35 protein-coding genes are annotated in these 22,375 nt (G+C 44.0%); all 35 read right to left on the bottom strand.

The window, feature by feature from the left end:
* Position 1: 1 nt before the first annotated feature.
* The 35 genes from cbiQ to fusA all read right to left on the bottom strand — a co-directional run bounded on the left by cbiQ (position 2) and on the right by fusA (position 22,363).
* Positions 2 to 799: a cobalt ECF transporter T component CbiQ gene (gene cbiQ / locus RH061_RS00895; RefSeq protein WP_311073313.1), complete on the bottom strand. Its 798-nt coding sequence runs from the start codon at positions 797 to 799 to the stop codon at positions 2 to 4.
* Positions 796 to 1,665 carry an energy-coupling factor ABC transporter ATP-binding protein gene (locus RH061_RS00890; protein ID WP_311073312.1) on the bottom strand — a complete coding sequence of 290 codons (870 nt, stop codon included), beginning with the start codon at positions 1,663 to 1,665 and terminating at the stop codon, positions 796 to 798. The genes cbiQ and RH061_RS00890 overlap by 4 nt, the downstream gene beginning before the upstream one ends.
* Entirely contained in the window at positions 1,641 to 2,480 is an 840-nt protein-coding gene (locus RH061_RS00885; protein WP_311073311.1) for an energy-coupling factor ABC transporter ATP-binding protein, read from the bottom strand. Before RH061_RS00885 ends, RH061_RS00890 begins: the two co-directional genes overlap by 25 nt.
* A gap of 398 nt (positions 2,481 to 2,878) precedes the next feature.
* Positions 2,879 to 3,241 carry a 50S ribosomal protein L17 gene (gene rplQ / locus RH061_RS00880; RefSeq protein WP_144481247.1) on the bottom strand — a complete coding sequence of 121 codons (363 nt, stop codon included), beginning with the start codon at positions 3,239 to 3,241 and terminating at the stop codon, positions 2,879 to 2,881.
* 79 nt (positions 3,242 to 3,320) lie between these two features.
* Entirely contained in the window at positions 3,321 to 4,265 is a 945-nt protein-coding gene (locus tag RH061_RS00875) for a DNA-directed RNA polymerase subunit alpha (RefSeq protein ID WP_102264870.1), read from the bottom strand.
* A 176-nt stretch (positions 4,266 to 4,441) separates the two neighbouring features.
* A complete protein-coding gene (gene rpsK, locus RH061_RS00870; RefSeq protein WP_023626407.1) occupies positions 4,442 to 4,831 on the bottom strand; it encodes a 30S ribosomal protein S11 in 390 nt (129 codons plus the stop codon).
* 24 nt (positions 4,832 to 4,855) lie between these two features.
* Complete coding sequence (gene rpsM / locus RH061_RS00865) at positions 4,856 to 5,221, bottom strand: 30S ribosomal protein S13 (protein ID WP_167834106.1); 366 nt, start codon at positions 5,219 to 5,221, stop codon at positions 4,856 to 4,858.
* A gap of 23 nt (positions 5,222 to 5,244) precedes the next feature.
* Positions 5,245 to 5,358, bottom strand: coding sequence for a 50S ribosomal protein L36 (rpmJ, locus tag RH061_RS00860; protein ID WP_003156543.1), 114 nt, complete (start codon positions 5,356 to 5,358; stop codon positions 5,245 to 5,247).
* Between the two features lie 34 nt (positions 5,359 to 5,392).
* Positions 5,393 to 5,611, bottom strand: a complete 219-nt coding sequence (gene infA / locus RH061_RS00855; RefSeq protein ID WP_019157108.1) for a translation initiation factor IF-1 — start codon at positions 5,609 to 5,611, stop codon at positions 5,393 to 5,395.
* Positions 5,612 to 5,838: 227 nt separating this feature from the next.
* Positions 5,839 to 6,585 (bottom strand): type I methionyl aminopeptidase, encoded by a 747-nt coding sequence (gene map, locus RH061_RS00850; RefSeq protein WP_214740735.1) that lies wholly within the window; start codon positions 6,583 to 6,585, stop codon positions 5,839 to 5,841.
* Complete coding sequence (locus RH061_RS00845) at positions 6,585 to 7,235, bottom strand: adenylate kinase (RefSeq protein WP_311073308.1); 651 nt, start codon at positions 7,233 to 7,235, stop codon at positions 6,585 to 6,587. Before RH061_RS00845 ends, map begins: the two co-directional genes overlap by 1 nt.
* A gap of 56 nt (positions 7,236 to 7,291) precedes the next feature.
* Positions 7,292 to 8,587 carry a preprotein translocase subunit SecY gene (secY, locus tag RH061_RS00840; RefSeq protein ID WP_311073307.1) on the bottom strand — a complete coding sequence of 432 codons (1,296 nt, stop codon included), beginning with the start codon at positions 8,585 to 8,587 and terminating at the stop codon, positions 7,292 to 7,294.
* Complete coding sequence (gene rplO / locus RH061_RS00835) at positions 8,587 to 9,027, bottom strand: 50S ribosomal protein L15 (protein WP_311073306.1); 441 nt, start codon at positions 9,025 to 9,027, stop codon at positions 8,587 to 8,589. Before rplO ends, secY begins: the two co-directional genes overlap by 1 nt.
* 31 nt (positions 9,028 to 9,058) lie before the next feature.
* Complete coding sequence (rpmD, locus tag RH061_RS00830) at positions 9,059 to 9,241, bottom strand: 50S ribosomal protein L30 (RefSeq protein ID WP_023626413.1); 183 nt, start codon at positions 9,239 to 9,241, stop codon at positions 9,059 to 9,061.
* A gap of 13 nt (positions 9,242 to 9,254) precedes the next feature.
* Positions 9,255 to 9,755, bottom strand: coding sequence for a 30S ribosomal protein S5 (gene rpsE, locus RH061_RS00825; RefSeq protein ID WP_311073303.1), 501 nt, complete (start codon positions 9,753 to 9,755; stop codon positions 9,255 to 9,257).
* A 24-nt stretch (positions 9,756 to 9,779) separates the two neighbouring features.
* On the bottom strand, positions 9,780 to 10,139 hold the full coding sequence (gene rplR / locus RH061_RS00820) for a 50S ribosomal protein L18 (protein ID WP_311073302.1): 360 nt from the start codon (positions 10,137 to 10,139) through the stop codon (positions 9,780 to 9,782).
* 32 nt (positions 10,140 to 10,171) lie between these two features.
* Positions 10,172 to 10,708, bottom strand: coding sequence for a 50S ribosomal protein L6 (gene rplF / locus RH061_RS00815; protein WP_311073301.1), 537 nt, complete (start codon positions 10,706 to 10,708; stop codon positions 10,172 to 10,174).
* A gap of 32 nt (positions 10,709 to 10,740) precedes the next feature.
* Complete coding sequence (rpsH, locus tag RH061_RS00810; protein WP_023626417.1) at positions 10,741 to 11,139, bottom strand: 30S ribosomal protein S8; 399 nt, start codon at positions 11,137 to 11,139, stop codon at positions 10,741 to 10,743.
* A 30-nt stretch (positions 11,140 to 11,169) separates the two neighbouring features.
* Entirely contained in the window at positions 11,170 to 11,355 is a 186-nt protein-coding gene (rpsN, locus tag RH061_RS00805) for a 30S ribosomal protein S14 (protein ID WP_009499044.1), read from the bottom strand.
* A 25-nt stretch (positions 11,356 to 11,380) separates the two neighbouring features.
* Positions 11,381 to 11,920: a 50S ribosomal protein L5 gene (gene rplE, locus RH061_RS00800; RefSeq protein ID WP_214710297.1), complete on the bottom strand. Its 540-nt coding sequence runs from the start codon at positions 11,918 to 11,920 to the stop codon at positions 11,381 to 11,383.
* Between the two features lie 26 nt (positions 11,921 to 11,946).
* Positions 11,947 to 12,258, bottom strand: coding sequence for a 50S ribosomal protein L24 (gene rplX, locus RH061_RS00795; protein ID WP_192472777.1), 312 nt, complete (start codon positions 12,256 to 12,258; stop codon positions 11,947 to 11,949).
* A 34-nt stretch (positions 12,259 to 12,292) separates the two neighbouring features.
* Positions 12,293 to 12,661, bottom strand: a complete 369-nt coding sequence (rplN, locus tag RH061_RS00790; RefSeq protein ID WP_023626420.1) for a 50S ribosomal protein L14 — start codon at positions 12,659 to 12,661, stop codon at positions 12,293 to 12,295.
* A gap of 40 nt (positions 12,662 to 12,701) precedes the next feature.
* Positions 12,702 to 12,965: a 30S ribosomal protein S17 gene (rpsQ, locus tag RH061_RS00785; protein WP_023626421.1), complete on the bottom strand. Its 264-nt coding sequence runs from the start codon at positions 12,963 to 12,965 to the stop codon at positions 12,702 to 12,704.
* Between the two features lie 19 nt (positions 12,966 to 12,984).
* Positions 12,985 to 13,185: a 50S ribosomal protein L29 gene (gene rpmC / locus RH061_RS00780; protein ID WP_023626422.1), complete on the bottom strand. Its 201-nt coding sequence runs from the start codon at positions 13,183 to 13,185 to the stop codon at positions 12,985 to 12,987.
* Positions 13,175 to 13,609: a 50S ribosomal protein L16 gene (gene rplP, locus RH061_RS00775; RefSeq protein WP_102264859.1), complete on the bottom strand. Its 435-nt coding sequence runs from the start codon at positions 13,607 to 13,609 to the stop codon at positions 13,175 to 13,177. The genes rpmC and rplP overlap by 11 nt, the downstream gene beginning before the upstream one ends.
* Before the next feature lies 1 nt (position 13,610).
* Positions 13,611 to 14,267 (bottom strand): 30S ribosomal protein S3, encoded by a 657-nt coding sequence (rpsC, locus tag RH061_RS00770; RefSeq protein ID WP_079504263.1) that lies wholly within the window; start codon positions 14,265 to 14,267, stop codon positions 13,611 to 13,613.
* 3 nt (positions 14,268 to 14,270) lie between these two features.
* Positions 14,271 to 14,612, bottom strand: coding sequence for a 50S ribosomal protein L22 (gene rplV / locus RH061_RS00765; protein WP_079504264.1), 342 nt, complete (start codon positions 14,610 to 14,612; stop codon positions 14,271 to 14,273).
* 18 nt (positions 14,613 to 14,630) lie between these two features.
* Entirely contained in the window at positions 14,631 to 14,909 is a 279-nt protein-coding gene (gene rpsS / locus RH061_RS00760; protein ID WP_023626426.1) for a 30S ribosomal protein S19, read from the bottom strand.
* Between the two features lie 57 nt (positions 14,910 to 14,966).
* Positions 14,967 to 15,797 (bottom strand): 50S ribosomal protein L2, encoded by an 831-nt coding sequence (gene rplB / locus RH061_RS00755; RefSeq protein ID WP_311073288.1) that lies wholly within the window; start codon positions 15,795 to 15,797, stop codon positions 14,967 to 14,969.
* Positions 15,798 to 15,826: 29 nt separating this feature from the next.
* Positions 15,827 to 16,111 (bottom strand): 50S ribosomal protein L23, encoded by a 285-nt coding sequence (gene rplW, locus RH061_RS00750; protein WP_225650347.1) that lies wholly within the window; start codon positions 16,109 to 16,111, stop codon positions 15,827 to 15,829.
* Complete coding sequence (gene rplD / locus RH061_RS00745) at positions 16,111 to 16,734, bottom strand: 50S ribosomal protein L4 (protein WP_311073286.1); 624 nt, start codon at positions 16,732 to 16,734, stop codon at positions 16,111 to 16,113. Before rplD ends, rplW begins: the two co-directional genes overlap by 1 nt.
* Before the next feature lie 26 nt (positions 16,735 to 16,760).
* Positions 16,761 to 17,390: a 50S ribosomal protein L3 gene (rplC, locus tag RH061_RS00740; RefSeq protein WP_192472780.1), complete on the bottom strand. Its 630-nt coding sequence runs from the start codon at positions 17,388 to 17,390 to the stop codon at positions 16,761 to 16,763.
* Positions 17,391 to 17,428: 38 nt separating this feature from the next.
* The gene (gene rpsJ, locus RH061_RS00735) at positions 17,429 to 17,737 is read right to left on the bottom strand and encodes a 30S ribosomal protein S10 (protein ID WP_009791329.1); all 309 of its coding nucleotides are present in this window, start codon (positions 17,735 to 17,737) and stop codon (positions 17,429 to 17,431) included.
* 1,236 nt (positions 17,738 to 18,973) lie between these two features.
* Positions 18,974 to 20,161 carry an elongation factor Tu gene (gene tuf / locus RH061_RS00730; protein WP_311073284.1) on the bottom strand — a complete coding sequence of 396 codons (1,188 nt, stop codon included), beginning with the start codon at positions 20,159 to 20,161 and terminating at the stop codon, positions 18,974 to 18,976.
* A 123-nt stretch (positions 20,162 to 20,284) separates the two neighbouring features.
* Positions 20,285 to 22,363, bottom strand: coding sequence for an elongation factor G (gene fusA, locus RH061_RS00725; protein WP_311073282.1), 2,079 nt, complete (start codon positions 22,361 to 22,363; stop codon positions 20,285 to 20,287).
* Positions 22,364 to 22,375: the final 12 nt, after the last annotated feature.

The raw sequence follows: 22,375 nt of genomic DNA, 5'->3' as shown, positions 1-22,375 counted from the left end.
ATTACCCTCTTAAAACGATTAATAGGACCGTGACAGCAGCCAGGAACAAAAGCATCATAGTGTCCGGCCCACCCCAGGTCAGCTGGCGGTACTTCGTACGTCCTTCGCCGCCCTTATAGCCTCTTGCCTCCATCGCGACTGCCAGCTCCTCTGCCCGCTTGAATGAACTGATGAACAATGGAATCAGTAATGGAACGATCGCTTTGATACGCTCTTTGATCGGCCCGCTGTTATACTCCACTCCCCTGGCTGTTTGAGCCTTCATGATTTTGTCTGTTTCCTGCATGAGCGTCGGTATGAATCTCAGGGATATTGACATCATCAATGCCAGCTCATGGACGGGGAATTTAAATTTCTTCAACGGATTCAATAATGTCTCCAGTCCGTCCGTAATCTCGATAGGAGTCGTGGTCAAGGTCAATAGTGACGTGATCAGAATCAGCAGCAGGAATCTCAGTGAAATAAAGATACCTTGCCTTAGTCCTTCTTCATATATTTTCAACCATCCCAATTCGAAGATGACATCTCCTTCTTTGGTCATGAAGATATGGAGAAGGAACGTGAAAATCACCAGCAAAAATACTGGCTTAAGCCCGCCGTATAAGAATCTTAGCGGAATCTTTGAAAGTCCTACCATAATAAATGTATAAGCCGCTAAGACCCCATAGGTCACCACATTGTTCGCGATGAAAACAACGATGACGAACAGGAAAACGGTAATCAGCTTGGAACGCGGATCCATCCGATGAAGAATGGAATCTCCCGGTACATAGCGGCCAAAAATCATTTTCTCCATCATTGACGGCCGCCCCCTTCCATAAACTCTGCCACCATTTCGGCGAGTTCATCCTCGGAAAGGCTGATCTTCTTGAATTTTGTCCCAAAGGCTTCTTCGATCATTAATTGCAAGCCAACTACTTCCGGCACATCAAGACCTAATTCAATCAATGCCTTCGGGTTCGAGAAAATCTCGTCAGGCGTCCCTTTTGTAAAAACCTTACCCTGGTGCATGACGACAATATCATCTGCATAGCGGGCAGCATCTTCCATACTGTGAGTAACGAGAACGGTTGATAGATTTCTTTTTTTATGAAGGGAATAAAATAAGTCCATTATTTCTTTACGACCGCGTGGATCCAGGCCAGCGGTAGGCTCGTCCAATACAATGACCTCTGGTTCCATTGCCAGTACGCCAGCAATCGCTACCCGGCGCATTTGCCCGCCCGAAAGATCAAAGGGTGATTTTTCAAGAATTTCTTCAGGCAGTCCGACAAGACTGATCGACGCTCTTGCCCGTGCCTTCGCTTCCTGCTCTGTAACACCAAAATTCATCGGGCCAAACATAATATCCTTTTCGACCGTTTCCTCGAATAACTGATGCTCCGGAAACTGGAAGACAATGCCCACCTTTTCGCGGACACCTTTTAAATTTTTCTCCTTGCGCCCGGCCCTGATTTCCCTGCTGCCAATCCATACAGAGCCTTTAGTCGGCTTCAATAGAGCGTTCAGGTGCTGCAGCACAGTTGACTTGCCAGAACCGGTATGCCCGATCACCGCAAGATACGTTCCTGAAGGTACATCGATGGAGACATCTGAAATCGCGAGTCGCTCGAAAGGAGAATCAGCCTGGTAACGATATTCTACATTTTTGAGTGAGATGTCCATAGTTCCGTCACCAGCTCTTCTTCTGTTAAATATGATTTAGATAATGCAATTCCTTTTTCACGCATGATTTTGCTCATTTTTACAGGGAAAGGAATATCCAGCCCCAGCTTAATCAGCTCATCATCCATTTCAAAAATTTCTTCGGGAGTTCCCTCACGGTATAGCTCCCCTTTATTCATGACGATGATTCTGTCCGCTTTCGCAGCTTCTTCTAGATCATGGGTAATCGAAATGACCGTTAAGTTTTCACGATCTTTCAACTCACGGACTGTTTCGATTACTTCTGCACGTCCCCTGGGATCAAGCATGGATGTAGCTTCATCCAAGATAATGATCGACGGCTGCAGTGCCAGCACACCAGCAATGGCCACCCGCTGTTTTTGGCCGCCAGACAGATGGTGCGGCTCTTGATTTAGAAAGGTTCCCATATTGACTTTATCAAGTGAAGTCTGCACGCGCTCTACCATGATCTCTCTTGGTACGCCGTGATTTTCCAGACCAAAAGCCACATCATCCCGAACCGTTGTTCCAACAAACTGATTATCAGGATTCTGAAAAACCATTCCTACATTCTCTCTTACATCCCATATTGTATCCTCTGACAAAGTGAACCCACATACCTCGATCGAACCTTCCTGCGGAAATTGAAGTCCGTTCAAAAGTTTCGCAAGAGTGGATTTGCCAGAACCATTATGACCGACAATCGCCAGCCACTCACCTTCAGAAATATCAAAGCTGATATTATTCAATGCGGGAGTCTGCTGCCCTTCATAACTGAAAGATACATTTTCTATTTTCACTATCGGGTTGCTCATCTCCGCCCTCCTCTCAACTCTTCTTAACTGTCTCTTCTCTTTATTTCTAATACTATTATATAAAAATTCTTTGGATATAAAAAAAGCCTGCACCTCTCCCCGGGCGGAAGCGATCCGCATAGTGCAGGGTCCTGAATGGACTGGGGAGAAGTACATGAGCTAGACGAGACAGGCAGAACAGCTCCGATTATCGCTAACCGATCCAGGAATGTCCTGAAGTAACCGGCCGATGCGGCCAGTGAACTCTTCTTTCCCAATGGCCTGCGCATCATAACGCTCGTTTATGGCTTGTGCTGCTTTTTTAGTTTTCGTAAGGGAATGACCCTGTATAGCAAAAAAAGGGGATGAAACAAGTTTGTATAAACTGTCCATCGCCCTTGTTTGAGTGTTTAATGGTATTAAACTAACTCGATAATTACCATTGGCGCACCGTCTCCGCGGCGTGGTCCAAGTTTCATAATACGAGTGTATCCACCTTGGCGCTCTGCGTAGCGTGGAGCGATGTCAGCAAATAGTTTTTGAACTGCATCTTGGTTTGTTTCAGCGTTTGCAACTTCGTGGCGAACCCAAGCAGATGCTTGACGGCGAGCGTGAAGGTCTCCGCGCTTTCCAAGAGTAATCATTTTCTCAACAACTGAACGAAGCTCTTTCGCACGTGTTTCAGTAGTTTCAATACGCTCATTGATAATCAAATCAGTTGTTAAGTCACGTAGCATTGCTTTACGCTGGGCACTTGTGCGTCCTAACTTTCTGTATCCCATGAGTGTTTCCCTCCTTTGTTGAAGTCATAAGCCGGCAGTTTTAGTACTGACAGCAAAATGCCTAGTTAATCTGCATTAACTAGTCATCTTTGCGTAAGCCTAAGCCTAGCTCTTCTAGTTTTGCTTTTACTTCTTCTAGTGATTTTCTGCCAAGGTTGCGAACCTTCATCATATCTTCCTCTGTCTTGTGAGCAAGCTCTTGGACAGTGTTGATACCGGCACGCTTTAAGCAGTTATATGAACGAACAGAAAGATCCAGTTCCTCAATTGTCATTTCCAGAACTTTTTCTTTTTGGTCTTCTTCTTTCTCTACCATGATCTCAGCATTTTGAGCTTCGTCAGTCAAGCCGACAAAAATATTCAAATGCTCAGTCAGGATTTTTGAGCCTAGTGCAATAGCTTCCTTAGGACCTGTGCTGCCATCTGTCCATACGTCAAATACCAGCTTGTCATAATTCGTCATTTGCCCTACGCGAGTGTTTTCTACTTGATAAGATACGCGTGAAACCGGTGTGTAGATTGAGTCGATTGGAATGACACCGATCGGCTGATCTTCCCGCTTATTTTGGTCAGCAGGATTGTATCCGCGTCCTCTTCTTGCAGTCAGGCGCATACGCAATGAACCTTTGCTAGAAAGTGTAGCGATATGAAGATCCGGGTTAAGGATTTCGACATCACTATCATGCGTGATTGCAGCTGCAGTTACTGGACCCTCGCCCTGTAAATCGATTTCAAGTGTCTTCTCTTCATCAGAGTAGATTTTCAACGCTAATTTCTTAACGTTCAAAATGATTGATGTTACATCTTCTACGACGCCTTCAATTGTTGAGAACTCATGAAGTACTCCATCGATTTGAATCGATGTGACAGCTGCACCTGGGAGTGAGGATAATAGGATACGACGTAAGGAGTTACCCAAAGTTGTACCATATCCACGCTCAAGCGGTTCTACGACAAACTTGCCGTACTTGGCATCATCGCTGATCTCAACCGTTTCGATTTTTGGTTTTTCTATTTCGATCATCAAATATACCCTCCTTCAAAACGTCGAAACCCCGGCAGGTTCTTTACCTTACCGAAATTCCCCCATGTATACGTTCCCGTTTGTGCACAACAACTGGATTAATGATTTCTGTATACCTAGAAAATATTTGTATCATATCCCATTATAGACAGGACTACAAATTCTATACAGAAAAATTAAACACGGCGACGTTTTGGCGGGCGGCAGCCGTTATGTGGAACTGGAGTTACATCTTTGATTGCTGTAACTTCAAGACCTGCTGCTTGAAGAGCACGGATTGCTGCTTCACGGCCAGCTCCTGGTCCCTTAACAGTAACCTCTAGAGTTTTCAAACCATGTTCCATAGAAGTTTTAGCTGCAGTTTCTGCTGCCATTTGTGCTGCGAATGGAGTGGATTTACGTGAACCCTTGAAACCAAGCGCACCTGCACTAGACCATGATAATGCATTACCATGTACGTCTGTAATTGTTACGATAGTATTGTTGAAAGTTGAACGAATATGCGCAACTCCACTTTCAATATTCTTTTTGACGCGGCGTTTGCGTGTATTAGTTTTACGAGCCATTTAAATGTTACCCTCCTTTACGGATTATTTTTTCTTGTTAGCTACAGTCTTACGTGGACCTTTACGAGTACGTGCGTTGTTCTTCGTGTTTTGACCGCGAACAGGCAAGCCACGACGATGACGCAAGCCACGATATGAACCAATTTCCATTAGACGCTTGATGTTTAATGAAACTTCACGGCGAAGGTCACCTTCAACCTTTAATTTGTCGATGATATCACGGATTTTGTTAAGTTCTTCTTCAGTAAGATCGCGAACGCGAGTGTCTTCAGAAACACCAGCCTCAGCAAGAACTTTCTCAGCAGTTGGTCTGCCGATTCCGAAAATATATGTTAAAGCAATAACTACACGCTTTTCACGTGGAATGTCTACACCAGCAATACGTGCCATCTAGATGCGCACCTCCTTTAAAATTATCCTTGTTTTTGTTTATGTTTAGGGTTTTCACAGATCACCATAACTTTGCCTTTTCTGCGAATAACTTTGCATTTTTCACAGATCGGCTTAACAGATGGTCTCACTTTCATTACTCTAACCTCCTTGATAGTACGGAGTCACGGTTTATTTAAAGCGGTAAGTAATTCTTCCGCGAGTCAAATCATATGGAGAAAGCTCGACTGTTACTTTATCTCCTGGCAGGATTCGAATGAAGTGCATTCTAATTTTACCGGAAACATGAGCCAACACTGTATGACCATTCTCTAATTCTACCTTAAACATTGCATTCGGCAAAGTTTCCAATACTGTGCCTTCAATTTCAATTACATCATCTTTCGCCATAAACTGGTCTCCCTTCCTTGTTCAAATCGTATTAAATCATATACTCCGCGTTGACGGAATGTAGCTTCCTATTTGTGACACGTTCTAAGCAGCAAGCAATTGAGAATATCATTGAGAAATACTCAACCTTATGATTATAACATAAAGCTGGCATCCCGTCCGCATAGAAATCTCATTTCCGCCTATTTAAAGACTAAAAAACAGAACCAGACGGCCAATCACGCTGATCAGGCTTTGGTTAATATCTCAAACCCAGTTTCTGTGATCGCGATCGTATGCTCAAAGTGGGCACACATTTTACCGTCAACCGTTACAACAGTCCAATCATCGGCTAACGTATTCACATAGCGGCTTCCTGCATTCACCATCGGTTCTATGCATAGAACCATACCAGGCTTCAGCCTCGGTCCTCTGTTAGGAGGTCCGTAATGAGGAATTTGCGGGTCCTCATGCAATTCTTGCCCAATTCCATGGCCGACATACTCACGAACAATAGAAAAGCCTTCTGATTCCACATACGTTTGAATCGCATGGGAGATGTTCGAAAGACGTTCCCCTGGCTTGGCTTCTTTCAAGCCTATGAACAAAGACTCTTCTGTCACGTCCAAAAGACGCTGGGCTTCCTCATCAATCTTTCCTACCGGGTAAGTCCAAGCAGAGTCCCCGTGGTATCCGTTGTACTTTGCTCCGATATCAATACTGATGATGTCACCTTCATTAAGAACCCGTTCGCCAGGAATCCCGTGAACTAGTTCGTTATTAACTGATGCACAGATGCTGCCGCGAAAACCATTATAACCTTTAAAAGAAGGAGTTGCACCTTGTTTGCGGATGAAATCCTCGGCAATTGCATCCAGTTCTTTAGTTGTAATGCCAGGAGCAATATGCTTTTTCAACTCCTGGTGAGTCATCGCTACAATGCGACCTGCTTCTCGCATAATTTCTATTTCACGAGGGGTTTTACAAACAATCATTAATTCAAGCCCCCGAGCAATTCTTCGATATCAGCGAATACGACATTAATGTCTTGCTGACCGTTGATATTGCGTAAGTAGCCTTTATCTTCAAAGAAGTTCAACAGAGGCTTTGTTTGCTGGATATTTACATCCAGACGGTTTTGAACGGTTTCGGCGTTGTCATCAGCGCGCTGGTACAGCTCGCCTCCACAACGGTCACAAACCCCTTCCTTTGCAGGTGGGTTGAACACGAGGTGGTAAGTAGCGCCGCAATTCTTACAAATCCTGCGTCCTGTCAAACGTTCCATAAGGATGCTTTGATCAACATCGATGTTGATGACATAATCAATTTTTTTGCCAAGATCAGCAAGCATAGTATCCAGAGCTTCAGCCTGGGCAACTGTGCGCGGGAATCCGTCCAACAGGAATCCTTTTTCACAGTCAGCTTTGCTTAAACGCTCACGGACAATCCCGATGGTTACTTCATCAGGAACTAGCTCTCCTTTGTCCATAAATGATTTTGCCTGTAATCCAAGTTCCGTTCCATCTTTGATAGCAGCACGGAACATATCTCCTGTTGAGATATGAGGGATGTTGTATTTACCAACAATTTTATCGGCTTGCGTGCCCTTACCGGCACCCGGAAGCCCCATCAGAACCAAATTCACAAGATTTCCCCCCTCAGTCTCTATTAAAGATTCAAGGGACACATGTCCCCTAAATCTTATTTTATAAAGCCTTTATAATGGCGTTTTACAAGCTGAGCTTCAAGCTGCTTCATCGTTTCAAGCGCAACGCCAACCACGATCAGCAAGCTTGTTCCGCCAATCTGTACGGATTGAGGCAGACCAGCAAATTGAATGAAAAATACTGGCAGCACAGAGATAACTGAAAGGAAGATAGCGCCGACGAATGTCAGGCGGTAAAGGACCCTGGTCAGGTATTCCTGTGTGTTTTTGCCCGGACGGATGCCTGGGACATATCCACCTTGCTTCTTCAAGTTCTCGGCCACTTGTTCAGGATTCACCTGGATGAACGCATAGAAATACGTGAACGCGATGATCAATGCCACATAAACGATCATACCGATCGGCTGTGTATAGTCAAACGTCTTCTGGATCCAGAGAGTCACATCATTCGTACCGAAGAACTGTGCGATTGTCGGAGGTGTAACGATAAACGAAATTGCGAAGATAACCGGGATGACACCAGCAGCATTCACTTTCAATGGAAGGTGAGTGTTCTGGCCGCCAACCGCGTTATTTCCAGCGCTCATGCGTTTAGCGTACTGAATCGGTATCTTACGAGTTGCCTGCTGGATGAAGATAACCCCAACCACGATCGCGATAACAGCCAATAGGATCAGCAGCATAGTCACGATACGAAGGAACAAAGCGTCTCCTGCATCAGAGAACTGTTGTGCATAAATCTGGTTGACCATTGTCGGGATACCAGCAACGATACCTGCAAAGATAATGATTGAAATACCGTTCCCTACTCCTTTTGCAGTAATCTGCTCACCTAACCACATCAGGAATGCAGTTCCGGCAGTCAAGACAACAGCAATCAGTAAGTAAGTTGCAATACCGGCATTCTGGATCAGTAATCCTCCTGCCATATTGTTAAAGCCATAAGACATACCTAGTGCCTGGATAAAACCAAGAACGATCGTGAAATAGCGGGTAAACTGAGCTAATTTACGGCGTCCGACTTCTCCTTGTTTGGACCATTCAGTAAACTTTGGCACAACATCCATCTGCAAGAGCTGGATGATGATTGAAGCAGTGATGTACGGCATGATTCCCATCGCGAAGATGGAGAAGTTCTGCAGCGCACCGCCGCCGAAGGTATTCAGCACTCCGAAGACACTCATGTCATCTTGTGCTTTTAAAATATCTGCATTTACGTTCGGTACAGGAATAAATGTGCCGAGACGAAATACAATCAACATTAAAAGGGTGAAGAGAATTTTATTTCTAATTTCACCCACGCGCATAAAATTGGAGATTGTCTGGAACATTAAATCACCTCAGTTTGACCGCCGGCAGCTTTGATCGCTTCTTCGGCTGCAGAGGAGAACTTATGAGCTTTAACAGATAATTTCTTCTCAAGGCTTCCCTTAGCAAGGATCTTAACTCCTGCTAGTTCTTTCCTGACAAGACCTGTTTCGATTAAAAGTTCTGGAGTCACTTCAGTTCCATCTTCGAATACGTTTAGAGCATCAAGGTTAACGACTGCGTACTCTTTGCGGTTGATGTTTGTGAAACCGCGTTTCGGCAAGCGTCGGAATAAAGGAGTTTGACCACCTTCAAAACCAGGGCGTACACCGCCGCCAGAACGAGCGTTTTGACCTTTATGACCTTTACCAGCAGTTTTACCTTGGCCAGAACCGATACCACGTCCAAGACGTTTGCGTTCTTTACGGGAACCTTCTGCAGGCTTTAATTCATGAAGTTTCATGTTGGCACCTCCTTATTTTAAAAAGGATAAATTATTTTTCGTTTACAGTAACAAGGTGAGAAACTTTGTTGATCATGCCGCGGATTGCAGCATTATCTTGTTGCTCAACTGTTTGGTTCATTTTACGTAAGCCAAGAGCCTTAACTGTTTCGCGCTGATCTTGCGGACGGCCGATCAGGCTGCGAGTGAGGGTAATTTCTAATTTGTTAGCCATTTGATTTCCCTCCTTATCCTAACAGTTCTTCCACAGATTTACCGCGTAGTTTTGCTACGTCTTCTGCACGCTTAAGTTGAGATAGACCTTCAAGAGTTGCACGAACCATGTTGATTGGAGTGTTAGTTCCAAGTGACTTAGACAGGATGTCAGCAACACCTGCTAATTCTAGTACCGCACGAACTGGTCCGCCAGCGATAACTCCAGTACCTTCAGAAGCAGGCTTCAGAAGGATCTCACCAGCACCAAAGTGTCCGATAACCTGGTGTGGAATTGTAGTACCAACCATAGGTACCTGGATTAGGTTCTTCTTCGCATCTTCGATAGCTTTGCGAATCGCTTCAGGTACTTCTTGTGCTTTACCAGTACCGAAACCGACATGACCGTTTTTATCTCCTACTACTACTAGAGCAGAAAAACGGAAACGGCGTCCACCTTTAACAACTTTCGCTACTCGGTTAACCGTAACTACGCGTTCTTCAAGTTCAAGTTTGTTTGGATCAATACGACGCATCTTTTTGTGTCCCTCCTTTTTCTATTAAAATTCTAAGCCGTTTTCGCGGGCAGCATCAGCAAGCGCCTGGATGCGGCCATGATAGAGGTATCCGCCACGGTCAAATACTACTGACTTATAACCTTTTTCCACAGCACGCTTAGCGATTAATTCACCGATTTGCTTTGCTGCTTCCAGGTTATTGCTTTCAACGTTCACTTCTTTATCTAAAGTAGAAGCACTCGCTAGAGTTACTCCATTTACATCGTCGATTAATTGAGCATAAATGTGCTTGTTTGAACGGAACACATTTAGACGAGGACGAGCTTCAGTTCCGCTAAGTTTCGCACGGACACGAGCGTGTCTCTTACGGCGAGTAGCGTTTTTATCAGCCTTCGTAATCATTTACATCACTCCTTTCGTTAACCTATGCGGCATTACTTACCTGTTTTACCTTCTTTGCGGCGTACATATTCGCCTTCATAACGAATACCTTTGCCTTTGTAAGGCTCTGGTGGACGTACGTCACGGATGTTAGCAGCCAATGCGCCAACACGCTCTTTGTCAGTTCCCTTTACAATCACCTTAGTGTTTGATGGAACTTCGATCTCAAGGCCTTTTTCTGCCTCGATTTCAACTGGATGAGAGTATCCTACGTTAAGTACAAGCTTGTTACCTTGCTTAGCAGCACGGTAACCGACACCTATTAGTTCAAGGCCTCTTTCGAATCCTTTAGATACACCCTCAACCATGTTAGCAAGGACCGCACGAGTCGTTCCGTGCAATGCACGATGTTCCTTGTTATCAGTTGGGCGAGAAATGTTGATTACGTTCTCTTCGATCTTGATTTCGATGTCAGAGTGAAAAGTACGAGACAATTCACCTTTTGGTCCTTTTACTGTTACGTGGTTGTTATCAAGAGTAACAGTAACACCAGCTGGGATTTCAATTGGTTTTTTACCTACGCGTGACATTTGTTGCACCTCCATTCATTCAGAAAAATCTATTACCAAACGTATGCTAGAACTTCTCCGCCCACTTGCTTAGCGCGAGCTTCTTTGTCAGTTAAAACGCCGTTTGAAGTTGAAACTAGAGCAATACCTAAACCGTTAAGTACGCGAGGTACTTCAGTTGATTTTGCATAAACGCGAAGACCTGGCTTACTGATTCTCTTAAGACCAGTGATTACACGCTCATTGTTTGCACCGTACTTCAAGAAGATACGGATGATACCTTGCTTATTGTCTTCGATATATTCAACGTCACGCACGAAACCTTCACGCTTAAGGATCTCAGCGATTTCTTTTTTAATGTTAGAAGCAGGTACTTCTAATTTTTCGTGACGAACCATATTCGCGTTACGAATACGAGTTAGCAAATCTGCAATCGGATCTGTCATGACCATTTAATTTACCTCCTTCCAGAGCTTTCAGTTTTACCAGCTAGCTTTTTTCACACCAGGAATTTGTCCTTTGTATGCTAATTCACGGAAACAAATACGGCAAAGCTTAAATTTGCGGTATACAGAGTGCGGACGGCCGCAGCGCTCACAGCGAGTGTACTCTTGTACTTTGTATTTAGGCGTGCGTTTTTGTTTCGCAATCATTGATTTCTTAGCCACGTTTTCGCCTCCCTCTTATTAGAGATTACTTTTGAAATGGCATTCCGAATTGTGTTAATAGTTCACGAGCTTCTTCATCAGTGTTAGCAGTCGTTACAATAACAATGTCCATGCCACGTACTTTGTTTACTTTATCGTAATCAATTTCAGGGAAGATTAACTGTTCTTTAACACCAAGTGTGTAGTTACCGCGTCCGTCGAAAGACTTCTTGGAAATACCGCGGAAGTCACGTACACGTGGTAAAGATACTGAAATTAACTTGTCGATGAATTCGTACATGCGCTCACCGCGAAGAGTTACTTTCGCACCGATTGGCATACCTTCACGAAGGCGGAAACCAGCGATTGATTTCTTAGCACGAGTCACAACTGGCTTTTGACCAGAGATCGTTGCTAATTCCTCAACTGCAACATCAAGAGCTTTAGCGTTGGCAACAGCGTCACCTACACCCATGTTGATTACGATCTTTTCAAGTTTAGGAACTTCCATGATTGACTTATAGTTAAACTTGCTCATAAGAGCAGGAGTAATTTCATTGTTGAACTTTTCTTTTAGGCGGTTCATCGATTGTACCTCCCTTCTTCAATAGACTATTTATCTAGAACTTCACCGGATTTTTTAGCAACGCGTACCTTCTTGCCGTTCTCGACAGTGTAACCAACTCGGGTTGGTTTGCCAGACTTCGGATCTACAGGCATTACGTTTGATACATGGATAGGTGCTTCCTGGTTCAAGATTCCACCTTGTGGATTTACTTGAGAAGGCTTAGCGTGTTTTTTCACGATATTGATTCCTTCTACAAGAACACGGCTTTGCTTTGGATAAGCTTCAAGGATGATCCCTGTTTTGCCTTTGTCCTTACCAGAGATGACCATTACTTTGTCACCTTTTTTTACATGCATCTGTGTGCACCTCCTTAAAGGCATTTGAAATAGATTATAGTACTTCTGGAGCTAATGAAACGATTTTCATGAAGTTGTTGTCACGAAGTTCACGTGCAACTGGTCCGAAGATACGAGTACCACGAGGACTCTTATCGTCACGGATGATTACACAAGCATTCTCGTCAAACTTGATATATGAACCGTCAGTACGGCGCATACCAGTTTTTGTACGAACGATAACTGCTCTGACAACGTCACCTTTTTTAACAACGCCACCTGGTGTTGCCTGTTTCACTGTGCAGACGATGACATCTCCAATATTAGCAGTCTTACGGCCAGAACCGCCAAGAACCTTAATAGTTAGAACCTCACGAGCACCTGAATTGTCAGCAACTTTTAAACGTGTTTCCTGTTGGATCATGCGAGTAACCTCCCTTCGGAATAAACCTTAATCCGAACAATTAGATAATAACAGCTTTTTCCACCACTTCAACAAGGCGGAAACGTTTTGTGGCAGATAGCGGACGAGTTTCCATGATACGTACTACGTCGCCGATTTTTGCCTCGTTTTGCTCATCATGAGCCTTGAATTTCTTAGAGTATTTTACACGCTTGCCGTATAAAGGATGCTTTTTATAAGTTTCAACAAGAACAGTAACAGTTTTGTCCATCTTGTCAGATACTACGCGTCCAGTATAAACTTTGCGTTGGTTGCGTTCACTCATTGTGAGAACCTCCTCTCAATTATCTGTTAACGCCGATCTCTCGTTCACGAATTACAGTTTTCATGCGAGCAATCGCTTTGCGTACTTCACGAATGCGAGCTGTGTTTTCAAGTTGTCCAGTCGCTAATTGAAAGCGCAGGTTGAATAGCTCTTCTTTTAATGATTTAACTTTTTGTTCAATTTCAGCAGTGGTAAGGTCACGAATGTCATTAGCTTTCATTAGATTCACCACCAATTTCTTCTCGTTTAACAAACTTGCACTTTACAGGAAGCTTGTGTGATGCAAGGCGTAATGCTTCGCGTGCGATCTCTTCAGAAACGCCAGCAACTTCGAACATTACTTTGCCTGGTTTAACAACTGCTACCCAACCTTCAGGAGCACCTTTACCAGAACCCATTCGGACTTCTAGAGGCTTTGCAGTATATGGCTTGTGAGGGAAAATCTTGATCCAGACTTTACCGCCACGTTTCATGTAACGAGTCATTGCAATACGGGCAGATTCGATTTGACGGTTTGTGATCCAAGAAGCTTCAAGAGCTTGCAAACCGAATTCACCGAAGTTTACTTCAGTACCGCCTTTAGCTTGACCGCGCATCTTGCCACGGTGTTGACGGCGATATTTAACGCGTTTAGGCAATAACATATTATTTGCCTCCTTCCTCAGTTTTCTTCTTCGTAGGAAGGACCTCTCCACGATAAATCCATACTTTAACGCCTAGCTTACCGTAAGTTGTATCTGCTTCTGCAGTAGCATAATCGATATCGGCACGAAGAGTATGAAGTGGAACTGTTCCTTCGCTGTATTGTTCTGAACGAGCGATGTCTGCACCGCCAAGACGGCCGGATACCATTGTCTTGATACCTTTAGCGCCAGCACGCATTGCACGTTGGATAACTTGCTTTTGTGCGCGACGGAAAGATACACGGTTTTCCAATTGGCGTGCGATGTTTTCAGCAACCAATTTCGCATCGATATCAGCTTTTTTGATTTCAAGAATGTTTATATGAACACGTTTGCCTGTAAGTTCATTTAGCGCTTTACGAAGTGCTTCAACTTCAGTACCGCCCTTACCGATAACCATTCCTGGCTTCGCTGTGTGGACAGTTACATTCAAGCGGTTTGCAGCACGCTCGATTTCTACTTTAGAAAGAGATGCATCGCGTAAACGCTTTGTGATGTACTCACGAACCTTAAGGTCTTCGTGTAAAAGATCAGCGTAGTCTTTGCCTGCGTACCATTTTGATTCCCAATCACGGATGATTCCGACACGCAAACCGACTGGATTTACTTTTTGACCCACTGATTATCCCTCCTTCTTTTCTGATAAAACGATTGTAATATGGCTAGTACGTTTGTTAATTGCACTTGCACGGCCCATAGCACGTGGACGGAAACGTTTCAACGTTGGTCCTTCGTTAGCGTAAGCTTCGGATACGACAAGGTTATTAACATCCATCTCATAGTTGTGCTCTGCGTTCGCTAATGCAGATTTCAACACTTTTTCTACGATTGGAGAAGCTGCCTTTGGGGTAAGGTTTAAGATAGCAACTGCTTCACCAACTTGCTTTCCTCGAATTAAATCTAGAACTAAGCGAGCTTTACGAGGAGCAATACGAACTGTTCTTGCAACAGCTTTAGCTTGCATTTGGATGCCCTCCTCTCATTAACGTCTTGTTTTCTTATCGTCATTACCATGTCCTTTGTAAGTACGAGTTGGAGCGAATTCTCCAAGCTTGTGGCCTACCATGTCTTCAGTGACATAAACAGGTACATGTTTGCGACCATCGTAGACAGCAATCGTGTGTCCGATGAATTGTGGGAAGATCGTTGAACGGCGAGACCAAGTCTTAACAACTTTCTTCGCTTCAGTTTCATTTAACTTTTCGATCTTTGTGATTAAGTGCTCATCAACAAAAGGTCCTTTTTTTAAGCTGCGACCCATGATTGAACCTCCCTTCGTGATTGCCCTACGGTTCCCGCGAACCGTAGATCAATCCCGTTATTTTTTACGACGACGTACAATAAACTTGTCGGATTTGTTCTTCTTCTTACGAGTCTTCGCACCAAGAGTTGGTTTGCCCCATGGTGACATTGGAGACTTACGTCCGATTGGTGAACGTCCTTCACCACCACCGTGTGGGTGATCGTTAGGGTTCATTACAGATCCACGAACTGTTGGGCGCTTGCCTAACCAGCGTGAACGACCTGCTTTACCGATGTTGATCAATTCGTGCTGTTCGTTGCCGACTTGACCTACAGTTGCACGGCACTCAGCTAGGATCATACGTACTTCGCCTGAATTCAAACGAATCAATACATATTTGCCTTCTTTACCAAGAACCTGTGCTGAAGTTCCAGCAGAACGAACCAATTGTCCGCCTTTGCCAGGCTTCAATTCGATGTTGTGTACAACAGTACCAACTGGGATGTTAGCTAGTGGAAGAGCGTTACCTACTTTGATGTCAGCTGTTGGGCCAGACATAACTTCCATACCTACTACTAGGTTCTTAGGAGCTAGGATATATCTCTTTTCACCATCTACATAATTAATTAACGCAATGTTTGCTGAACGGTTTGGATCATACTCAATTGTGGCAACGCGTCCTGGAATGCCATCTTTTGTACGTTTAAAATCGATGATTCTGTACTGACGCTTATGGCCGCCACCTTGATGACGAACAGTTAACTTACCCTGGTTGTTACGACCGCCTTTTCTGTGCAACGGAGCAAGCAAGGATTTTTCCGGCTTGTCAGTTGTAATTTCAGCAAAATCAGATGCTGTCATATTACGACGACCGTTGGAGGTAGGTTTGTACTTTTTAATCGCCATTTCGTTTCCCTCCTCTTCTTATTGGATTATTATACTTCGAAGAATTCGATTTCTTTGCTGTCTTGAGTAAGTTTAACGATTGCCTTACGACGCTTGTTTGTATAACCGCCGAACTTGCCCATACGCTTGAACTTACCTTTGTAGTTCATGATGTTAACTTTTTCAACGTCAACGCCGAAAATAGTTTCAATAGCATCTTTAACTTGAGTCTTGTTAGCTCTAGTATCAACTTCGAAAGTGTATTTCTTCTCAGCCATTAGGTCAGAAGAACGTTCTGTAATAACGGGGCGCTTAATGATATCGCGTGCATCCATTATGCAAGCACCTCCTCTACTTTTTCAACAGCTGCTTTTGTCATGATCAGCTTATCATGATTTAAAACATCTAGTACGTTGATTCCTTCAGCAGTAACAACAGTTACTCCAGGAATGTTACGTGCAGAAAGAGCGACGTTCTCTTCAAGACCTGCTGTTACGATCAATGCTTTCGTGTTAACAGAAAGACCATTCAGTACACTCTTGAATTCCTTTGTCTTTGGAGCTTCGAAAGCTAGGCTCTCAAGAACAAGGATGTTCTCAGCTTGCACTTTTGATGATAAAGCAGATTTGATTGCCAAACGACGTACTTTCTTAGGCAATTTATAGCTGTAGCTGCGTGGAACTGGTCCAAATACAGTACCGCCTCCGCGCCATTGTGGAGATCTGATAGATCCCTGACGTGCACGGCCAGTACCTTTTTGACGCCATGGTTTGCGTCCGCCGCCCGCTACTTCAGAACGAATTTTAGTTTTATGAGTTCCCTGACGTAATGAAGCTCTCTGCATTACTACTGCTTCGAACATTACGTGGTTGTTAGGCTCAATACCAAATACTGAATCATTAAGTTCGATTTCTCCAACTTGTGAACCAGCTTGGTTGAATAATGCTACTTTAGGCATTCTTGTTTCCTCCTTTCCTGTAAAAATTACTTAGCTTTTACAGCACCTTTGATTTTTAGAAGGGCTTTTCTAGCACCAGGAACGTTTCCTTTGATTAGAAGAAGGTTACGTTCTGCGTCAACTTTAACGATTTGCAGGTTTTGAACAGTGATCTGCTCTCCGCCCATGCGTCCAGGTAGAAGTTTACCTTTGAATACGCGGTTTGGAGCAACAGGACCCATTGAACCAGGGCGGCGGTGGTAACGAGAACCGTGAGCCATTGGTCCGCGAGATTGTCCGTGACGCTTGATAGCACCTTGGAAACCTTTACCCTTTGAGATTCCTGTAACATCTACGATATCGCCTTCTGCGAAAATATCAACTTTGACTTCCTGACCAACTTCATATCCTGCTACATCGACTCCGTTGAATTCTTTTACGAAGCGCTTAGGAGCAGTGTTTGCTTTTGAAACGTGGCCTTTTTCTGGTTTGTTGGAAAGCTTTTCGCGCTTGTCTTCAAAGCCAAGCTGGATTGCTTCGTAGCCATCTGTCTCAGCAGATTTAACTTGAAGCACTACGTTTGGAGAAGCTTCTACCACAGTAACCGGGATAAGGTCGCCGTTTTCAGCAAATACTTGAGTCATACCGATCTTTCTTCCTAAGATTCCTTTGGTCATTTCAGTCACACCTCCTGTGAATTATAATGATTTATTTATTAAAGTTTGATTTCGATATCTACACCTGATGGCAGGTCTAAACGCATTAGTGAGTCGACCGTTTGCGGAGTCGGATTGATGATGTCAATCAGACGCTTATGCGTACGCATTTCGAACTGCTCACGAGAATCCTTGTACTTATGCACCGCACGAAGAATTGTGTAAATTGACTTTTCTGTAGGTAGTGGGATTGGACCAGACACCGCCGCACCAGAACGTTTCGCAGTTTCAACAATTTTTTCTGCAGACTGATCAAGAATCCTGTGATCATAAGCTTTCAAACGGATACGAATTTTTTGTTTTGCCATTACTTTCCCTCCTTTTCGCCTATTTTAGAATAGACATTCTCCGCGAAAATTTCCCACACACTCGCCATGGCAAAGCGGCCGGGTGTGTCAGCAACCTTTCGCATCATCGCAGTCAAAGACCAACATTGTCTATTATACATAAAACATAACCCAAATGCAAGAAGTATTCCGCTTTTTAATTATGTTCAACACACTTTTACTATTATAGCGGGCGCATTGGTATTTTACAAGTGGGGAAAGAGATTTCTAACTATTTGGACGTGGAGAAAATAATTCCTTTTGTTTGATTGGAGGATACATATATATATAGAAGAAACTAGAATGAGGGTGCTCCGTATTGATAAACCACATTGAGAAATCGTGTTTATAAAGAGGAGATTTTTTGTAACGTGAAGCGATATTACCTTTGCATCTATTACCAATAACCGATTACCTTAAATGCAACCTTAATCATCAGCGAACATATTTTACTGATGCTCCCTTATTCTGTGACTGTAATTCTTTTTCTCTCATATTTCAGGCGGTGATTTTGACTTTCTGCGACTGTAATTGCTTCTCCTCTCGCTTTTAGGGCGGAGAATCAATCTTTCTGCGACCGTAATTGGTTTCTCCTCTCAGTTTCGGGAGGAGATTCTGACTTTCTGCGACCGTAATTTCTTCTCCTCTCAAATTTCGGGCGGAGATTCAACCTTTCTGCGACCGTAGTTTCTTCTCCTCTCACATTTCGGGCGGAGAATCACTCTTTCTGCGATCGTAATTTCTTCTCCTCTCACATTTCGGGCGGAGAAATAATCTTTCTGCGACCGTAATTTCTTCTCCTCTCCGTTTTGGGGCGGTGATTCTGACTTTCTGCGACCGTAATTTCTTCTCCTCTCACATTTCGGGCGGAGAATCAATCTTTCTGCGACCGTAATTGGTTTCTCCTCTCAGTTTCGGGCGGAGATTCTGACTTTCTGCGACCGTAGTTTCTTCTCCTCTCACATTTCGGGCGGAGAATCACTCTTTCTGCGACCGTAATTTCTTCTCCTCTCACATTTCGGGCGGAGAAATAATCTTTCTACGACCGTAATTTCTTCTCCTTCACATTTGGGGCGGAGACTATCTTTTCATTAACCCATTCAACTCGCACTTCCGAATATTAGATATATACCATTTGGTTTCATTAAAGGATGCGATCTCTACAAAATAAAAGCAGCTGGATCGTCATCCAGCTGCTTTCAGTGTTTTTATTAAAAATTACTCTTGGATTGAAGCTACAACGCCAGCGCCTACAGTACGGCCGCCTTCACGAATTGAGAACTTAGTTCCTTCTTCGATAGCGATTGGAGCGATCAGTTCAACAGTCATTTCGATGTTGTCGCCAGGCATAACCATTTCTACGCCTTCAGGAAGGTTACAAATACCAGTTACATCAGTTGTACGGAAGTAGAACTGTGGACGGTAGTTTGTGAAGAATGGAGTGTGACGTCCACCTTCTTCTTTTGAAAGAACGTATACTTCAGCAGTGAACTTTGTGTGTGGCTTAACAGAACCTGGCTTAGCAAGTACTTGACCACGTTGGATATCTTCACGAGCTACCCCACGAAGAAGTGCACCGATGTTGTCTCCAGCTTCAGCATAGTCAAGAAGCTTACGGAACATTTCAACACCTGTTACAGTAGTTGATTTTGGCTCTTCAGTAAGACCGATGATTTCGATTACGTCACCGACTTTAACTTGTCCACGCTCAACACGGCCAGTAGCAACTGTTCCACGGCCAGTGATTGAGAATACGTCCTCAACAGGCATCATGAATGGCTTGTCAGTGTCACGTGTTGGTGTTGGGATGTACTCATCAACTGCAGCCATAAGCTCGTTGATTTTTTCTTCCCATTCTGGAGCTCCTTCAAGAGCTCTTAGAGCAGAACCTTTGATAACTGGGATGTCATCGCCAGGGAAGTCATATTCAGAAAGAAGGTCACGTACTTCCATTTCTACTAATTCAAGAAGTTCTTCGTCGTCAACCATGTCACACTTGTTCATGAATACAACAAGGTAAGGTACGCCTACCTGACGAGAAAGAAGGATGTGCTCACGAGTTTGTGGCATTGGGCCGTCAGCAGCAGATACTACAAGGATACCGCCGTCCATTTGTGCAGCACCAGTGATCATGTTCTTAACATAGTCAGCGTGTCCTGGGCAGTCAACGTGTGCATAGTGACGAGTTGCAGTTTCGTACTCAACGTGTGCAGTTGAGATTGTGATTCCGCGCTCGCGCTCTTCTGGAGCAGCGTCGATTTGGTCATATCCGCGTGCTTCTCCGCCACCTACTTTAGAAAGAACAGTAGTGATAGCAGCTGTTAGAGTAGTTTTACCATGGTCAACGTGACCAATTGTACCGATGTTAACGTGTGGCTTAGAACGATCGAATTTAGCTTTTCCCATTAGAAAAATCCTCCTTTAATATATGAAAATTAAGTATATTTTAATGTGCTGTGAAATAGGGAACCTATTCCACAGCGTTATGCTTACATTAGTAGTTATACTTGATTAAAAGGTGAAAATCAATTATTCACCTTTATTTTTTTTGATGATTTCTTCAGAAACAGATTTAGGAACTTCTTCGTAATGGTCGAAGTGCATTGAGAATACACCGCGTCCTTGTGTGCTTGAACGAAGAGCAGTTGCATAACCGAACATTTCTGAAAGTGGAACCATCGCACGAACTACTTGTGCGTTACCACGAGCATCCATACCTTCGACGCGTCCGCGACGAGCAGTGATCATACCCATGATGTCTCCAAGATATTCTTCAGGGATAACAACCTCAACCCTCATGACTGGCTCAAGGATGACTGGCTTACACTTGGAAGCAGCATTCTTAAGTGCCATTGAAGCAGCGATTTTAAACGCCATTTCAGAGGAGTCAACATCGTGGTAAGAACCATCGAATAGTCTTGCTTTGATGTCAACTAGTGGATATCCTGCAAGAACACCACGGTCAAGAGCGTCTTCAAGACCAGCTTGTACCGCTGGGATGTATTCACGTGGAACTACACCACCGACGATGCCATTCTCGAACTCGAAACCTTTTCCTTCTTCGTTTGGAGAGAACTCGATCCAAACGTGTCCGAATTGACCACGTCCACCGGACTGACGTGCGAATTTACCTTCAACAGAAGCTGATTCACGGAAAGTTTCACGGTATGCAACCTGAGGTGCACCAACGTTTGCTTCCACTTTAAATTCACGACGCATACGGTCAACGATGATATCAAGGTGAAGCTCACCCATTCCTGCGATGATAACCTGTCCAGTTTCCTGGTCAGTATGCGCACGGAAAGTTGGATCTTCTTCTTGAAGTTTTTGCAATGCAGTAGTCATCTTGTCCTGGTCAGCTTTTGACTTAGGTTCAACTGACAACTGGATTACTGGTTCAGGGAACTGCATGGATTCAAGAATAACAAGATTCTTTTCGTCACATAGAGTGTCACCTGTAGTAGTATCTTTCAAACCTACAGCTGCAGCGATATCACCCGCGTAAACCTTAGAGATTTCCTGACGGCTGTTAGCGTGCATCTGAAGGATACGTCCGATACGCTCACGCTTTCCTTTAGTTGAGTTCTGGACATATGAACCAGACTCAAGAGTACCAGAGTAAACGCGGAAGAATGTTAATTTACCAACATAAGGGTCAGTCATTACTTTGAAAGCAAGAGCAGAGAATGGCTCGTTGTCGTCAGAGTGACGCTCAACTTCTTCATCTGAATCTGGAAGAGTACCTTTAATCGCAGGTACATCCAGTGGAGATGGAAGGTAGTCGATAACAGCGTCAAGCATTAGCTGAACACCTTTGTTTTTGAATGCTGAACCACAGATAACCGGGTAGAATTCAACATTTGTAGTACCTTTACGGATTGCAGCTTTGATCTCTTCGACTGTCAGCTCTTCTCCGCCAAGGTATTTTTCCATTAATTCTTCGTCAAGCTCAGCTACCGCTTCAACTAGCTTTTCACGGTATTCTTCAGCTTTAGCCATATATTCTTCAGGAATTTCCCCAACAGTGATTTCTGTTCCAAGGTCATTACCGTAGAAGATAGCTTTCATTTCAACTAAGTCGATGATTGCTTCGAACTCATCCTCAGCACCGATCGGAAGTTGGATCGGGTGAGCGTTCGCTTGAAGACGATCATGAATAGTTGATACTGAGTAAAGGAAGTCCGCGCCTAGCTTATCCATTTTGTTAACGAATACTACACGTGGAACTCCGTAAGTAGTAGCCTGGCGCCAAACTGTTTCAGTTTGAGGCTCAACACCTGACTGTGCGTCAAGTACTGCTACTGCCCCATCAAGTACACGAAGTGAACGTTCTACTTCAACAGTGAAGTCTACGTGTCCTGGTGTATCGATGATGTTTACACGGTGTTCTTTCCAAGAAGCTGTTGTTGCAGCAGAAGTGATCGTGATTCCACGCTCTTGTTCCTGCTCCATCCAGTCCATTTGAGAAGCACCTTCATGTGTTTCGCCGATTTTGTGAATACGGCCAGTATAATAAAGAACACGCTCAGTTGTTGTTGTTTTACCAGCATCAATGTGAGCCATGATTCCAATATTACGAGTTTTTTCTAAGGAGAACTCTCTTGCCATTTGGTCTTTCTC

The organism is Mesobacillus jeotgali (assembly GCF_031759225.1).
Taxonomy (GTDB): Bacteria; Bacillota; Bacilli; order Bacillales; family Cytobacillaceae; genus Mesobacillus; species Mesobacillus jeotgali_B.
This window is presented reverse-complemented; position numbering and strand designations above follow the sequence as displayed.

Coding starts and splice junctions, on each gene's coding strand:
- rplQ (WP_144481247.1), bottom strand. CDS start 3,241: ATGGGATACAGAAAGTTAGGACGCACAAGTGCCCAGCGTAAAGCAATG.
- rpsJ (WP_009791329.1), bottom strand. CDS start 17,737: ATGGCAAAACAAAAAATTCGTATCCGTTTGAAAGCTTATGATCACAGG.
- infA (WP_019157108.1), bottom strand. CDS start 5,611: ATGGCGAAAGATGATGTAATTGAAATTGAAGGCACAGTATTGGAAACT.
- cbiQ (WP_311073313.1), bottom strand. CDS start 799: ATGATGGAGAAAATGATTTTTGGCCGCTATGTACCGGGAGATTCCATT.
- rpsH (WP_023626417.1), bottom strand. CDS start 11,139: ATGGTCATGACAGATCCGATTGCAGATTTGCTAACTCGTATTCGTAAC.
- rplF (WP_311073301.1), bottom strand. CDS start 10,708: ATGTCACGCGTAGGTAAAAAACCAATTGAAATCCCAGCTGGTGTTACT.
- rplN (WP_023626420.1), bottom strand. CDS start 12,661: ATGATCCAACAGGAAACACGTTTAAAAGTTGCTGACAATTCAGGTGCT.
- rpmC (WP_023626422.1), bottom strand. CDS start 13,185: ATGAAAGCTAATGACATTCGTGACCTTACCACTGCTGAAATTGAACAA.
- rpsQ (WP_023626421.1), bottom strand. CDS start 12,965: ATGAGTGAACGCAACCAACGCAAAGTTTATACTGGACGCGTAGTATCT.
- rplE (WP_214710297.1), bottom strand. CDS start 11,920: ATGAACCGCCTAAAAGAAAAGTTCAACAATGAAATTACTCCTGCTCTT.
- rplX (WP_192472777.1), bottom strand. CDS start 12,258: ATGCATGTAAAAAAAGGTGACAAAGTAATGGTCATCTCTGGTAAGGAC.
- fusA (WP_311073282.1), bottom strand. CDS start 22,363: ATGGCAAGAGAGTTCTCCTTAGAAAAAACTCGTAATATTGGAATCATG.
- rplR (WP_311073302.1), bottom strand. CDS start 10,139: ATGATTACGAAGGCTGATAAAAACGCTACTCGCCGTAAGAGACACGCT.
- rplD (WP_311073286.1), bottom strand. CDS start 16,734: ATGCCTAAAGTAGCATTATTCAACCAAGCTGGTTCACAAGTTGGAGAA.
- RH061_RS00885 (WP_311073311.1), bottom strand. CDS start 2,480: ATGAGCAACCCGATAGTGAAAATAGAAAATGTATCTTTCAGTTATGAA.
- rpsE (WP_311073303.1), bottom strand. CDS start 9,755: ATGCGTCGTATTGATCCAAACAAACTTGAACTTGAAGAACGCGTAGTT.
- rpsM (WP_167834106.1), bottom strand. CDS start 5,221: ATGGCACGTATTGCTGGTGTAGACATTCCACGTGAAAAGCGTGTAGTT.
- rplO (WP_311073306.1), bottom strand. CDS start 9,027: ATGAAACTTCATGAATTAAAGCCTGCAGAAGGTTCCCGTAAAGAACGC.
- map (WP_214740735.1), bottom strand. CDS start 6,585: ATGATTGTTTGTAAAACCCCTCGTGAAATAGAAATTATGCGAGAAGCA.
- RH061_RS00875 (WP_102264870.1), bottom strand. CDS start 4,265: ATGATCGAAATAGAAAAACCAAAAATCGAAACGGTTGAGATCAGCGAT.
- rplW (WP_225650347.1), bottom strand. CDS start 16,111: ATGGATGCACGCGATATCATTAAGCGCCCCGTTATTACAGAACGTTCT.
- rpmJ (WP_003156543.1), bottom strand. CDS start 5,358: ATGAAAGTGAGACCATCTGTTAAGCCGATCTGTGAAAAATGCAAAGTT.
- tuf (WP_311073284.1), bottom strand. CDS start 20,161: ATGGGAAAAGCTAAATTCGATCGTTCTAAGCCACACGTTAACATCGGT.
- rplC (WP_192472780.1), bottom strand. CDS start 17,390: ATGACCAAAGGAATCTTAGGAAGAAAGATCGGTATGACTCAAGTATTT.
- rplB (WP_311073288.1), bottom strand. CDS start 15,797: ATGGCGATTAAAAAGTACAAACCTACCTCCAACGGTCGTCGTAATATG.
- rplP (WP_102264859.1), bottom strand. CDS start 13,609: ATGTTATTGCCTAAACGCGTTAAATATCGCCGTCAACACCGTGGCAAG.
- rplV (WP_079504264.1), bottom strand. CDS start 14,612: ATGCAAGCTAAAGCTGTTGCAAGAACAGTTCGTATTGCTCCTCGTAAA.
- rpsS (WP_023626426.1), bottom strand. CDS start 14,909: ATGGGTCGCAGCTTAAAAAAAGGACCTTTTGTTGATGAGCACTTAATC.
- secY (WP_311073307.1), bottom strand. CDS start 8,587: ATGTTCCAGACAATCTCCAATTTTATGCGCGTGGGTGAAATTAGAAAT.
- RH061_RS00890 (WP_311073312.1), bottom strand. CDS start 1,665: ATGGACATCTCACTCAAAAATGTAGAATATCGTTACCAGGCTGATTCT.
- rpsK (WP_023626407.1), bottom strand. CDS start 4,831: ATGGCTCGTAAAACTAATACACGCAAACGCCGCGTCAAAAAGAATATT.
- rpmD (WP_023626413.1), bottom strand. CDS start 9,241: ATGGCTAACAAATTAGAAATTACCCTCACTCGCAGCCTGATCGGCCGT.